The sequence below is a fragment of the Streptomyces sp. NPDC055400 genome (genome assembly GCF_053644375.1).
In genome coordinates this window covers 277,174-289,405 of sequence record NZ_JBSHLM010000008.1, presented here as the reverse complement: position 1 = coordinate 289,405, position 12,232 = coordinate 277,174, and the positions used below count along the sequence as shown (strand labels likewise).

The following is a 12,232-nucleotide window of genomic DNA, read 5'->3' as shown; positions in this document are numbered from 1 at the left end:
TCTCAGGGAGGCCCCCAGAGAAGGTCTCAGGGAAGGTCTCAGGGAAGTCCCTGAGAAGCCCCCTCCGGACCGCGGCATCGCCGTCCGGACGGGGGCTTCTTCGGATCCTCGGGCACCCCGTGGCGCAGACTGATCCCCATGTCCGTACCGTCGGCGTCTCGCCGCAGAAACTGCCCCGAGTGCCGCCGCGACATCGCCGTCGTGGCCGGCCGCTTCGCCCGCCACGACCCGCCCGGGGCCCGCAGCGCGGGCGAACTCGTGTCCTGTCCCGGCTCCCGCAGGCTCGCGCAGCTCGGCGCCGCGCAGCCGTCCCTCGACGGCTACGTGGTCCCGGCGGTGCCCGGCCAGCTCCCGCTCTTCTGATCCGCGCTCAGTTCCCCGCGATCGACTTGACCGCCACCATCACCGGCGCCGACCCGGAGATCAGCTCCAGCGTCAGCCCCGCCGTGGCGGGCGTGTCCACCAGCTCCGCGAGCACCGCCGCCACATCGTCCCGCGGCACCGGACCCCGCCCGGTGGACGCCTCCAGACGTACGAGTCCGGTGCCCGCGTCGTCCGTGAGCATCCCGGGACGCAGGATCGTCCAGTCCAGGCCGGACCGTGCCCGTACGGACACGTCCGCCTCGCCCTTGGCCCGCAGATACGCGTCGAAGACGCCGTCACCCTGATGGGCCGGGTCCGCGCCCATCGACGACACCATGACGTACCTCCGGACCCCGGCCCGCTCCGCCGCGTCCGCGAACAGCACGGCCGCCCCGCGGTCCACCGTGTCTTTGCGTCCGGCCGTGCTGCCCGGCCCCGCGCCGGCCGCGAACACCGCCGCGTCCGCGCCCTCCAGAAGCCCGGCGACCTCCTCCACGGACGCCGATTCCAGGTCGCACACCAGGGGCTCGGCCCCGGCCTCCCGCAGGTCGTCCGCCTGCTCGGCGCGGCGGATGATGCCTGCGACCTCGTCTCCGCGTGCGGCGAGCAGACGCTCGAGCCGCAGCGCGATCTGACCATGACCACCAGCGATGACAATGCGCATGCTTCCGACCGTACGCCGGGCCGCCCCCGTTCGCCGCGCAACCTTGCGGGTGCCTCGTGGGTCTCATCAGCGACCCGTGCCGCCGACGGCCGCCGGGTCTCTCATCGGACCTCTGCGGGAGACAGACATCAGCGCCATACGCACCACCACCCTCACCGCGGCCGGCTGCGCCGCCCTGCTGCTCGCGACCACCTCCGCTTGCGGCACCGTCGAGAACCTGACGGCTGGTCAGAAGATCGAAAAGGCCGCCGACAAGCTCGGCGAACAGAAGTCGCTGTCCTTCGAGTTGGGCCTCGACGCGAAGCCGGACGCGCTCTCGGAGCTGGCCGGCGGACAGGGCGACGAGGCCATGCCGCCGACGGTCGCCAAGGCGTTCGCCGGTGCCCATGTCACCTTCTCCGTACGGTCGAAGAAGCCGCTGTCCGAGTCGGGCGCGAAGGACTTCGTCGGGATGGGCGCGAAGGTGTCGGTCCAGGGCGGAACCCTGGCCGAGTACCGGTTCGCCGGAGACTTCGTCTACTTCCGCCTCGACATGGAGAAGTCGTCGGAGCTCATGGGCTTCCCCCTCCCCTCGCCGAAGGACCTCCCCAAGGGCGAGGAGGGGCTCGCGAAGGCTCTCGAAGGCGAGTGGGTCAAGGTGGACGTCTCGGACGCGAGGAAGAACGCTTCCGGCGAGGGCTCCAAGGGTTCCGGCGGCGTGGACGAGCGCACCCAGCGGAAGGTCCTCAAGGCCCTGCGCGGCGTCATCGCCGACGATGTCACGCTCCGCAGCGCCGGCACCAAGGACGGCACGGAGCGCATCGTCGCCAAGGCGTCCTTCCGCGAGCTGCTGACGGACCTCTTCGACAAGCTCGGCCCCCTGAAGGACGAGCTGCCGCCCGGCGCCGGATTTCCCACTGCCAAGGACCTCAAGGACGCCCCCGCCAAGAAGGTGGCCGTCGACTTCTCCATCACCAACGGCACGCTGTCGAAGATCTCCTTCGACCTCGCGACCCTCGCCGACGGCAAGAAGGGCGCCAAGGTCCCGCTGGTGCTCAAGTTCGGCAAGGCGGGCGACATCAGCGCGCCGTCCGGCGCGACCGAGGTCCCGCTCGGCGAGCTCGCGGGCGGCAACCCGTTCATGATGGGTACCCCGATGAGCAGCTTCTGACGGTTGGTCAATGCCCTGAGTGAGGGCGGCAGACGGGCAGTACAGGAGGCAAAGGGTCCCGCGCGCGGGCGGGCCCTTTCACTCCTGTCGCTCCTGCCCGCAGCCCCCGCCCTCCGTCGGCGTCCCCGACCGCCCCTGCCGCGGCAGATCGAGCGCCGACGCCGAGTCGCAGTACTCCCGCACCGCACTGGTGCGCGCCACCACCCGCCCCCGGTGCACCACGATCCGGCTGTACGCGAGTGAGAGCGCACCTGCGAGCCGGTCGCCGCGCACGGCGACGAGCTCCGCGGGGAAGCCCGCCTCCACTCGCACCTCGGGCAGCCCGAGCGCTGCCCGCGCCGCCCCGCTGACGCAGTCGTACGCCTCCTCGGGGCGCAGCCCGTAGCGCGAGACCAGCAGGTGCGCGGCCTCCAGCGGATCGCCGCGCCCCACCGGGTTCGCCATGTCGCGCAGCGCCCCGCTGCCCGCCGCGACCCGCACGCCGGCCGCACGCAGGAGCCGTACGGGAGCCGTGCCGCGACGGTCGACGCCCGCGCAGCCGCCCTGCGGCAGGCAGACCACCGTGACGCCCGCGGCGGCGAGTCGGTCGGCGGTGCGTGCGGCGACCTCGCGCGGCAGCCGCCCGAGCCCGCCGCACGGTCCGATCGAGACGCCGGGCCGCAGCCCTCCGGCCATCGTCGCGATCCGCCCGAGCCGTGCCGGATCGCTGCCGTCCGTATGCAGATCCACCGCGCAGCCGTGCTCCGCCGCGACCTCGAGGACCGCCTCCACGTAGCCGGTCGGGTCGGGGTCGAGGTCCGGGCACCCGCCGACCACGGACGCGCCCATCTTCACCGCGTCCCGCAGCATCGACAGGCCGTCGGCCCCCGCGAGGCCCGTCAGGAGCCGGGGCATCGCCACGGTCCGCAGATCGGCCAGGCCGCGCAGCGACCGCCACGCCTGGAGCACCGCCTCCATCGGGCCGAGGCCCTGCAGATCACCGATCCGCACATGTGCGCGCAGCGCGGTGGCCCCGTGCCCGAGCTGGAGCAGCGCGGCCTCGGTGGCCCGCCGCTGCACGTCGGGCCCGTCGTACGACACCGGCCCCTCCGTCTCCTCGGACAGCGCCGTGTCGCCATGGGCGTGGGGTTCGGCGGGGGCGGGGAGCAGGAGGTAGCCGCCGAGGTCCACGCGCGCGGAGGCGGCGGTGAGGCTGCCGGCCGTGCCGACGGCCTCGATGCGCTCGTCGTCGAGCCGCACGTCCACGGTCCGGCCGTCCGTGAGCCGGGCGCCGCACAGGAGGAGGGCGGTGCCCTCGGCGGCGGAGTCGTTGCCGGGGGAGCGGGGGTGCTGCGGCTGGCTGTCGGGCATCGCGCTCCTGGGGTTCGGGGGCGGCGGCCGCGTGGGCGGGGGCCGCCCCGGACCGGAGGCGGGCCGGAAGGGGCGTACAAGATCACGCAGCGCGGGTCGAGCCTAGAGCTGTGGCAGGCCCTCTTCGCGGAGGAGCGCAATAGTCGTACTGCTGTGGTGCGTGGTGTCGATGAGGCGGTCGTGGGCGGTTGTTACGGCTCCGGAACGGCCGTGGTCCTGCCCCTGGGGGGCGGCGGCGAAACGGATTTGGGCGATCGGCGGGCGAGCGTGTAATGTCTTCATCGCTCGCCCCAATAGCTCAGTCGGTAGAGCGTCTCCATGGTAAGGAGAAGGTCTACGGTTCGATTCCGTATTGGGGCTCTGGTGTGAAGTTCCCTCACCTTCGGGTGAGGGGCATCGCATCAAAGCGGTGTAGCTCAGTCGGTAGAGCAAGCGGCTCATAATCGCTGTGTCACCGGTTCAAGTCCGGTCACCGCTACACACAGTAGCCGATTGTGGGGTCGGTCCTCCGGTCGGCTACTATTCATGCGTTCATCCGTCAACCGTCCGTCCAAGGAGCACTCACGTGGCTGCCACCGACGTCCGCCCGAAGATCACGCTGGCCTGCGTGGAGTGCAAGGAGCGGAACTACATCACCAAGAAGAACCGGCGTAACGACCCGGACCGTCTTGAGATGAAGAAGCACTGCCCGCGCTGCAACCAGCACACGGCGCACCGCGAAACGCGCTGACTCAGGCTCGTACATGAGGCCGCCCCCTTCCGAGGGGGCGGCCTCATGTCGTTATCGCGTGTGGGCGGCCGGCCGTAAGATCCGGCAACATCCGGCAACAGCGCAAATCCAGGAGGTGCCGAGTCCATGGCGCTCGACCAGTCCTTCGTGGGACGGTCCTACCCGCCCACCGACCCCTATGAGGTCGGCCGGGAGAAGATCCGTGAATTCGCGGAGGCGGTGCGGGACGCCAATCCCGCCTACGTCGATCCGGAGGCGGCCAAGGCGCTCGGCCACCCCGATGTCATCGCTCCGCCGACCTTTGTGTTCGCCATCACGTTCAAGGCAGCGGGCCAGGTGATCGAGGACCCGCAGCTGGGTCTCGACTACAGCCGCGTCGTGCACGGCGACCAGAAGTTCGTGTACACGCGCCCGGTGCGCGCCGGTGACCGGCTCACCGTGGCCTCGACGATCGAGGCGATCAAGTCCCTGGCGGGCAACGACATCCTGGACATCCGCGGCGAGGTCCACGACGAGGCCGGCGAGCACGTCGTGACCGCCTACACCAAGCTCGTGTCGCGCGCGGCCGAGGGGGCGTGACCATGACGACGACGATTCAGTACGCGGATGTGGAGATCGGCACGGAGCTGCCGGCCCAGACGTTCCCCGTGACCCGCGCCACGCTCGTGCAGTACGCGGGCGCCTCCGGCGACTTCAACCCGATCCACTGGAACGAGAAGTTCGCGGTCGAGGTCGGGCTCCCGGACGTCATCGCTCACGGCATGTTCACCATGGCCGAGGCGATCCGCGTCGTGACCGACTGGGTCGGCGACCCGGCCGCTGTCGTGGAGTACGGCGTGCGCTTCACCAAGCCCGTCATCGTCCCGAACGACGACAAGGGCGCGACGATCGAGGTCAGCGGCAAGGTCGCCGCCAAGCTCGACGACGGCCGCGTCCGCGTCGACCTCGTCGCGACGAGCGCGGGCCAGAAGGTGCTCGGCATGTCGCGGGCGGTCGTGCAGCTGGCGTAACGGCTGCTCCGTAGGAACCTGAGTAAGGGGCACCCTCCATTGCGGGGTGCCCCTTACTCGTGGGCAGCTGCTCGTAGGCAGGAGTCGTACGCCTTCGTGGCGGCCGAGATGTGGCGCTTGACATAGGTAGTGATTGACCACTAACTTAGCCGCATGGTCAGGATGAGCGCAGACGAGCGACGTGAGAGCGTCATCCGCGCGGCGGTGAGCGAGTTCGCCAGGGGTGGGTACTACGGCACCTCCACTGAGGCGATCGCCAAGCGGGTGGGTGTCTCGCAGCCGTATCTGTTCCGGCTCTTCCCGGGGAAGAAGGCCATCTTCCTCGCGGCGGCGACCCGTTGCGTACAGGACACGACGCGGCTCTTCGCCGAGGCCGCCGAAGGGCTGGAGGGCGAGGAAGCCCTGGACGCCATGGCGAACGCGTACACCGACGTCATCGCCGAGGATCCCGAGCGGCTCATGATGCAGATGCAGGTGTACGTCGCGGTCGCCGCCGCCGAGGCGGCCGGTGACCATGAGTTCGGCGAGGCGGTCCGCGCCGAGTGGGTGAAGCTCTGGGAGGCGGCGCATCTGCCTCTGGGGGCGGACGTGGACACGACGACGACCTTCATGGCTTACGGAATGCTGATCAATGTCCTGGTCTCCATGGGGTTCCCCCCGGAGCACCGGATCTGGGAAGGGCTGTACCCCTCGGCGCGCGCCAAGGGGCGCCTGGAGCACTAGCAGTAGTCAGCGGCTGAGCAAGGGGAATCAGGGGTGGGTGTCGGGGGGAGGTTCTTGGCCTCTTCGCGCCCATGAAAGTTAGTCATCAATAACTAACCACCGTTCTGGGGGAACGATGTCACAGCAGACAGCACGCCGCGGGGGAGCCGTCTGGGCCCTCGTCATCAGCAGCGTCGCCGGATTCATGGCGGCCCTCGACAACCTCGTCGTCACCACCGCGCTGCCCTCCATCCGCAAGGACCTCGGCGGCGCGCTCGACGACCTGGAGTGGACGGTCAGTGCCTACACGCTCACCTTCGCCGTGCTGCTGATGTTCGGCGCGGCCCTGGGTGACCGGTTCGGCCGCCGCCGGCTCTTCCTCGTCGGCCTCACCGTCTTCACCGGCGCGTCCGCCGCCGCGGCCATGGCGCCCGGCATCGACTCGCTGATCGCCGCCCGCGCGGTCCAGGGCGTCGGCGCCGCGATCATGATGCCGCTGACCCTCACCCTGCTCACCGCGGCCGTCCCGGCGGCGAAGCGCGGGATGGCGTACGGGATCTGGGGCGCCGTCAACGGGCTCGCCGTCGCGAGCGGGCCGCTGATCGGCGGCAGCCTCACCGAGCACGTCTCCTGGCACTGGATCTTCTGGCTGAACGTCCCGCTCGGCCTCGCCCTTCTCCCGCTCGCCCGGCTGCGCCTCAGCGAGTCGTACGGCACCGGCGCCCGGCTCGACGTGGTCGGCACAGTGCTTGCCAGCAGCGGCCTCTTCGGCATCGTGTACGCCTTGGTCCGCGCTCCCCGCGACGGCTGGACCAGCGGACTCGTCCTGCTGGGCCTGTTCGCCGGCGGCGCCCTGCTCGTCGCCTTCGCGCTGCACGGCACCCGCGCCAGGAACGCGATGCTGCCGATGCGCCTCTTCCGCTCCCGCGCCTTCGCCGGGATCAACGCGGCCAGCCTGCTGATGTTCCTCGGGATGTTCGGCTCGATCTTCCTGCTCAGCCAGTACATGCAGGGCGTCCTCGGCTACTCGCCCACCGAGGCGGGCCTGCGGATGCTGCCCTGGACCGGCATGCCGATGCTCGTCTCGCCGGTCGCGGGATACCTGTCCGACCGGATCGGCGGCCGCCTGGTCGTCGCCACCGGCCTCTTCCTCCAGGCCGCGGGCCTCGCCTACTACGCCTCAGTGGTCGCCGCCGACGCCTCGTACACCGCGCAGCTGCCCGCCCTGATCATCAGCGGCATCGGGATGTCCCTCTACTTCGCCCCCGCGTCCAACCTGGTCATGTCCAGCGTCCGCCCGCAGGAGCAGGGCATCGCGTCCGGCGCGAACAACGCGCTGCGCGAGGTGGGCGGAGCGCTCGGTATCGCCGTGATGTCGTCGATCTTCGCGGCGCAGGGCGGCTACGACTCCGCGCAGACCTTCGTGGACGGCATCCGGCCGGCGCTGTGGGTGGGCGCGGCCACGGTGGCCGTCGCCGGAGCCGCGGCCCTGTTCATCCCCTCCCGCCGACGCGCGGCCGAGGGTCCCGGGAGCGAGCCCGCGCCCCGATCCGCCCCCGTCCTGGAGACCGCTTCGAACTGAGATCACCCCACATCGAACCGGCACTTTTCCAAGGAGCCCGTCATGCCCACATTGCCCTGGACCGTCCCGAACACCCCGCCGGCCGGCGCCGAGGCCCACGTCATGGCCTCCCGCTTCGAGACCCGCACCCTGTGGGGAGCCCTCCGCTTCTTCGCGAAGACCCCTTCTGTCTGGCGCCAGGTGAGCAAGGCGCCCGGCGCGTACGGAGCCTCCGTGAAGGCGGCGCCCCTGCGGCGGACCTTCTGGACCCTGTCCGCATGGGAGTCGCCCGACGCGCTGAAGCGCTTCGCGGGCTCGGCGCCCCACGGCCCGACGGCTGGTGGTCTGCGCTCACAGATGAAGGACGCGAAGTTCGTGCGCTGGCAGACCACCACGGACGAGCTGCCGCTCGACTGGGCGGAGGCGCTGCGGCGCCTGACGTGAGCTCGCCAGGTATCGAAGGAGACGAACGGCCCCGCCACGACCGGCGGGGCCGTTCTCGTACTCTTGAGCGCGTGCAGGAACTCCACGACGCCCCCCTCGCCCCCCTGACCACCTTCCGTCTCGGAGGCCCCGCGGCCCGGCTGCTGACGGCGACGACCGACGACGAGGTGATCACCGCCGTCCGTGAGGCCGACGCGGCGGGCACCCCGCTGCTGATCGTCGGCGGTGGCAGCAACCTGGTCATCGGTGACAAGGGCTTCGCGGGCACCGCCCTGAGGATCGCCACGAAGGGCTTCTCGCTCGACGGTACGAACCTTGAGCTCGCGGCCGGCGAGGTGTGGACCGACGCGGTCGCCCGCACCGTCGAGGCCGGTCTCGCGGGCATCGAGTGCCTCGCCGGCATCCCGGGCTCCGCCGGCGCCACGCCGATCCAGAACGTGGGCGCGTACGGCCAGGAGGTCTCGTCGACGATCACCGAAGTGATCGCGTACGACCGGAAGGCCGACGAGACGGTCACCATTTCGAACGAGGAGTGCGCGTTCTCGTACCGGCACAGCCGTTTCAAGGCCCGTCCCGACCGCTTCGTGGTGCTGCGGGTACGGTTCGGGCTCGAGGACGCGGGCGGCATGAGCGCCCCCGTCAAGTACCCCGAGACCGCCCGCACCCTCGGTGTCGAGGCAGGTGACCGGGTCCCCGCGGCCCTCGCCCGCGAGACCGTCCTGAAGCTGCGCGCGGGCAAGGGCATGGTGCTCGACCCCGAGGACCACGACACCTGGTCGGCCGGGTCGTTCTTCACCAACCCGATCCTCACCGAGGAGGAGTTCGCCGCCTTCCACGCGCGTGTGGCGGACCGTCTCGGTCCCGACACCGCCCCGCCCGCCTTCCCGGCCGGCGAGGCCCGCGTGAAGACCTCGGCGGCCTGGCTCATCGACAAGGCGGGCTTCACCAAGGGCTACGGCAGCGGGCCCGCGCGCATCTCCACCAAGCACACGCTCGCCCTCACCAACCGCGGCGAGGCGACCACCGACGACCTCCTCGCGCTCGCCCGCGAGGTAGTGGCCGGCGTCCACGACGCCTTCGGCGTGACGCTGGTCAACGAGCCGGTCACGGTGGGCGTGTCCCTCTGACCCGCCGGGTGTCCCGCTAGTAGGCGACCCCCACGCCCTGCTTCACCGTCGCCGGGTCGTCGATCATCGCCAGCATCGCGTGGGCCACGTCGGCCCGCGAGATGCTCCGGCCGCTGCGCGGATTCCCGCCGACCACGGTCCGGTACGTGCCCGTGAGCGGCTTGTCCGTGAGCTTCGGCGGGCGCACGGAGGTCCAGTCCGTGGCGCTGGCCGCGAGCTCGCCCTCCATCGCCCGCAGATCGTCGTAGACCGGCTTGAGCAGCGAGCTGATGACGCCGATCATGGCGCGGTCGAGGAGCGGTGAGCGCTCCGGCTCGGGGCCGACCGGCGCCGCGCTGACGACGAGCAGACGCCGTACGCCCTCGGCCTCCACCGCCCCCAGCACCGACCGGGTCAGCTCGGCCGTGATGCCCGCGTCCGCGCGCTTGCGGGCGCCGAGCCCGGACAGGACCGCGTCCCGCCCGGCGACCGCGGGGCGCAGCGCCTCGGGGTCCCGCACATCCGCCCGGAACACCTCCAGGTCCGCGCCCGTCACGGTGAACCGCGCGGGATCACGGACTACCGCGGTGACCTGATGACCTGATGCCAGTGCCTGCCGGACGATTTCCTGGCCGATGCCGCCGGTCGCTCCGAAGACAGTGATCCTCATGGCACACCCTCCTAGGGTGGGTAAGTGTTCACTCACCCCCTAGAGTGAGTGGATACTCACCTGCTCGTCAAGCTCGGTTGGAGTCCGCATGCATCAGAAGCCGGCCCGCGTCCGCATCGTCGACGCCGCCCATGAACTCATGCTGAGCGTCGGCCTCACCCGCGCCACCACCAAGGAGATCGCCAAAGCGGCGGACTGTTCGGAAGCGGCGCTCTACAAGTATTTCGCGAACAAGGAAGAGCTGTTCGTGACCGTTCTCAGCGAACGGCTTCCCAGGCTCGGACCACTCCTGACCGAGCTCACCAGGGAGCCGGGCGCGAAGAGCGTCGAGGAGAACCTCACGGAGATCGCCCGCGAGGCCGCCCTCTTCTACGAGCAGACCTTTCCGATGGCCGCCTCCCTGTACGCGGAACCCCAGCTCAAGCGCCGTCACGAGGAGGCGCTGCGCGAGATGGGCGCGGGCCCCCACCGCCCGATCCAGGGTCTGGACGCCTACCTCAGATCCGAGCAGGAGGCGGGCCGCGTCAGCCGAGACGCCGACACCTACGCCGCCGCGTCACTCCTCCTCGGAGCCTGCGCCCAGCGCGCGTTCGCGTACGACATGGCCCCCGGCCGCAAGCCTCCGCAGCCGTTGGACGAGTTCGCCGCGGGCCTCGCCCGCACCCTGCTCACAGGGATCGCATAGAGTCCCCTTTCTTTCTGGGGAGGGCAAGATCATGCTGCGTGGAAGAGGGCGCCGGGCCGCCGTGCCGGTGCTGGTGGCGGCGCTGACGGGAGTGCTCGCCGCGGGGTGCGGCCGGGGACCGTCCGGCGGGGACGCGACCGACGCCAGGAAGCCCGAGCGGTTCGCGAGCTCCGGGCAGCTGCCCGAACACCTCGCGGCCGACGGCACGACGGTCGTCGTCGGGTCATCGAAGGCGGACACCGTCGTACGGCTCTACGAGGACCTGCGCTGCCCCGTCTGCCGTGACTTCGAGGAGGACGGCGGCGCCGGCGCGCTGCGGAAGATGACCCTCCACGGCCAGGTCAGGACCGAGTACACCCTGGCGTCGTTCCTCGACGACCGGCTCGGCGGCAAGGGCTCGAAGAAGGCGGCCAACGCGCTGCGGGCCGCGCTGGAGAAGGGGAAGTTCGTCGAGTACCACGACCTCCTCTTCCAGGAGCAGCCCGAGGAGGCCGTCGACGGCTACACCGACGCGTTCCTGCTCCGCATGGCCTCGCGGGTGAAGGGCCTGCGCGGCGCCGAGTTCGACGCGACGGTGAAGGGCATGAAGCACCGCTCCTTCGTCACCGCCTCGGAGAAGGCCTACGAGCAGGACAAGGTGCCCGGCACGCCCGGCTTCGCCGTGAACGGCACGCTGCTCGGGGACGACATGCGGGGCGGCATGTTCGACGCCAAATACGTACCGCTCGTGATCGGCATGGCCTCCGCGAAGCAGTGAGCACGCTCAGGGGGCGGCGGTCAGCCAGTCGTCGACCCCCGACAGCAGCTTCGCCTTGATGTCCTGCGGCGCCGCCGAACCGCGCACCGACTGCCGCGCCAGCTCGGCCAGTTCGGCGTCGTCGAAGTCGTGGTGGCGGCGCGCGATCTCGTACTGGGCGGCCAGACGCGAGCCGAACAGGAGCGGGTCGTCGGCGCCGAGCGCCATCGGCACCCCTGCCTCGAACAAAGTGCGCAGGGGTACGTCCTCCGGCTTCTCGTAGACGCCGAGGGCGACATTGGACGCCGGGCAGACCTCGCAGGTCACCTGCCGGTCCGCGAGACGCTTCAGGAGCCGGGGGTCCTCGGCGGCCCGCACTCCGTGCCCGATCCGCGCCGCCTCCAGGTCGTCCAGACAGTCGCGCACGGAGGCGGGCCCGGTCAGCTCGCCGCCGTGCGGCGCCGCCAGGAGTCCGCCCTCCCTGGCGATGGCGAACGCGCGGTCGAAGTCCCGCGCCATGCCCCGCCGTTCGTCGTTGGAGAGCCCGAAGCCGACGATGCCGCGGTCCGCGTACCGCACGGCGAGGCGGGCCAGAGTGCGCGCGTCCAGCGGATGCTTCATACGGTTCGCGGCGACCAGGACCCGCATGCCGAGACCCGTGTCGCGCGACGCGGTCTCGACGGCGTCCAGGATGACCTCCAGGGCCGGGATCAGCCCCCCGAGCCGCGGCGCGTACGACGTCGGGTCGACCTGGATCTCCAGCCACCCCGACCCGTCCGCGAGATCCTCCAGGGCGGCCTCGCGCACCAGCCGCTGAATGTCCTCGGGCTCGCGCAGGCAGGACCGCGCGGCGTCGTACAGCCGCTGGAAGCGGAACCAGCCGCGCTCGTCGGTGGCCCGCAGCTTCGGCGGCTCGGACCCGGTCAGGGCGTCCGGCAGCCGGACGCCGTACTTGTCGGCGAGTTCGAGCAGGGTCGTGGGCCGCATCGACCCGGTGAAGTGCAGATGAAGATGGGCCTTGGGTAGCTGCCTTACATCACGTGGTACACGGTCCATTCAAG

At 71.0% G+C, this 12,232-nt stretch carries 15 protein-coding genes and 2 tRNA genes; 13 read left to right on the top strand and 4 right to left on the bottom strand.

The window, feature by feature from the left end; all coding sequences use genetic code 11:
- The first annotated feature begins 138 nt into the window (after positions 1–138).
- Positions 139–363, top strand: a complete 225-nt coding sequence (locus tag ACWIGU_RS22830; RefSeq protein WP_454403467.1) for a hypothetical protein — start codon at positions 139–141, stop codon at positions 361–363.
- A gap of 7 nt (positions 364–370) precedes the next feature.
- On the opposite strand, the gene ACWIGU_RS22825 is transcribed toward ACWIGU_RS22830, so the two are convergent.
- A complete protein-coding gene (locus tag ACWIGU_RS22825) occupies positions 371–1,027 on the bottom strand; it encodes an SDR family oxidoreductase (RefSeq protein ID WP_454403465.1) in 657 nt (218 codons plus the stop codon).
- Positions 1,028–1,103: 76 nt separating this feature from the next.
- On the opposite strand from ACWIGU_RS22825, the gene ACWIGU_RS22820 reads away from it, so the two are divergent.
- Positions 1,104–2,177 (top strand): hypothetical protein, encoded by a 1,074-nt coding sequence (locus ACWIGU_RS22820; RefSeq protein ID WP_454403463.1) that lies wholly within the window; start codon positions 1,104–1,106, stop codon positions 2,175–2,177.
- Between the two features lie 78 nt (positions 2,178–2,255).
- Here the strand turns inward: ACWIGU_RS22820 and ACWIGU_RS22815 are convergent, their stop codons facing one another.
- Entirely contained in the window at positions 2,256–3,527 is a 1,272-nt protein-coding gene (locus tag ACWIGU_RS22815; protein ID WP_454403461.1) for an amidohydrolase family protein, read from the bottom strand.
- A 287-nt stretch (positions 3,528–3,814) separates the two neighbouring features.
- On the opposite strand from ACWIGU_RS22815, the gene ACWIGU_RS22810 reads away from it, so the two are divergent.
- The 9 genes from ACWIGU_RS22810 to ACWIGU_RS22770 all read left to right on the top strand — a co-directional run bounded on the left by ACWIGU_RS22810 (position 3,815) and on the right by ACWIGU_RS22770 (position 9,101).
- A tRNA-Thr gene (locus ACWIGU_RS22810) sits at positions 3,815–3,887 on the top strand.
- A 45-nt stretch (positions 3,888–3,932) separates the two neighbouring features.
- Positions 3,933–4,005, top strand: a tRNA-Met gene (locus tag ACWIGU_RS22805).
- An 87-nt stretch (positions 4,006–4,092) separates the two neighbouring features.
- Complete coding sequence (rpmG, locus tag ACWIGU_RS22800) at positions 4,093–4,257, top strand: 50S ribosomal protein L33 (RefSeq protein ID WP_100594914.1); 165 nt, start codon at positions 4,093–4,095, stop codon at positions 4,255–4,257.
- 126 nt (positions 4,258–4,383) lie between these two features.
- Positions 4,384–4,836 carry an FAS1-like dehydratase domain-containing protein gene (locus ACWIGU_RS22795; RefSeq protein ID WP_454403459.1) on the top strand — a complete coding sequence of 151 codons (453 nt, stop codon included), beginning with the start codon at positions 4,384–4,386 and terminating at the stop codon, positions 4,834–4,836.
- A 2-nt stretch (positions 4,837–4,838) separates the two neighbouring features.
- Positions 4,839–5,267, top strand: a complete 429-nt coding sequence (locus tag ACWIGU_RS22790; RefSeq protein WP_356279159.1) for a MaoC family dehydratase — start codon at positions 4,839–4,841, stop codon at positions 5,265–5,267.
- A gap of 153 nt (positions 5,268–5,420) precedes the next feature.
- Positions 5,421–5,990, top strand: a complete 570-nt coding sequence (locus tag ACWIGU_RS22785) for a TetR/AcrR family transcriptional regulator (RefSeq protein ID WP_454403457.1) — start codon at positions 5,421–5,423, stop codon at positions 5,988–5,990.
- A 115-nt stretch (positions 5,991–6,105) separates the two neighbouring features.
- Complete coding sequence (locus ACWIGU_RS22780) at positions 6,106–7,551, top strand: DHA2 family efflux MFS transporter permease subunit (protein ID WP_454403455.1); 1,446 nt, start codon at positions 6,106–6,108, stop codon at positions 7,549–7,551.
- 42 nt (positions 7,552–7,593) lie between these two features.
- Positions 7,594–7,974 (top strand): DUF3291 domain-containing protein, encoded by a 381-nt coding sequence (locus ACWIGU_RS22775; protein WP_356279168.1) that lies wholly within the window; start codon positions 7,594–7,596, stop codon positions 7,972–7,974.
- 11 nt (positions 7,975–7,985) lie between these two features.
- Entirely contained in the window at positions 7,986–9,101 is a 1,116-nt protein-coding gene (locus tag ACWIGU_RS22770; RefSeq protein ID WP_454403664.1) for a UDP-N-acetylmuramate dehydrogenase, read from the top strand.
- A gap of 16 nt (positions 9,102–9,117) precedes the next feature.
- Here the strand turns inward: ACWIGU_RS22770 and ACWIGU_RS22765 are convergent, their stop codons facing one another.
- Positions 9,118–9,750, bottom strand: a complete 633-nt coding sequence (locus tag ACWIGU_RS22765; protein WP_454403453.1) for an NAD(P)-dependent oxidoreductase — start codon at positions 9,748–9,750, stop codon at positions 9,118–9,120.
- An 88-nt stretch (positions 9,751–9,838) separates the two neighbouring features.
- On the opposite strand from ACWIGU_RS22765, the gene ACWIGU_RS22760 reads away from it, so the two are divergent.
- Both ACWIGU_RS22760 and ACWIGU_RS22755 read left to right on the top strand, forming a co-directional pair.
- Positions 9,839–10,435, top strand: coding sequence for a TetR/AcrR family transcriptional regulator (locus ACWIGU_RS22760; protein ID WP_454403451.1), 597 nt, complete (start codon positions 9,839–9,841; stop codon positions 10,433–10,435).
- Positions 10,436–10,466: 31 nt separating this feature from the next.
- Entirely contained in the window at positions 10,467–11,192 is a 726-nt protein-coding gene (locus ACWIGU_RS22755) for a DsbA family protein (RefSeq protein WP_454403449.1), read from the top strand.
- 6 nt (positions 11,193–11,198) lie between these two features.
- Here the strand turns inward: ACWIGU_RS22755 and ACWIGU_RS22750 are convergent, their stop codons facing one another.
- Positions 11,199–12,227 (bottom strand): adenosine deaminase, encoded by a 1,029-nt coding sequence (locus ACWIGU_RS22750; protein ID WP_454403447.1) that lies wholly within the window; start codon positions 12,225–12,227, stop codon positions 11,199–11,201.
- Positions 12,228–12,232: the final 5 nt, after the last annotated feature.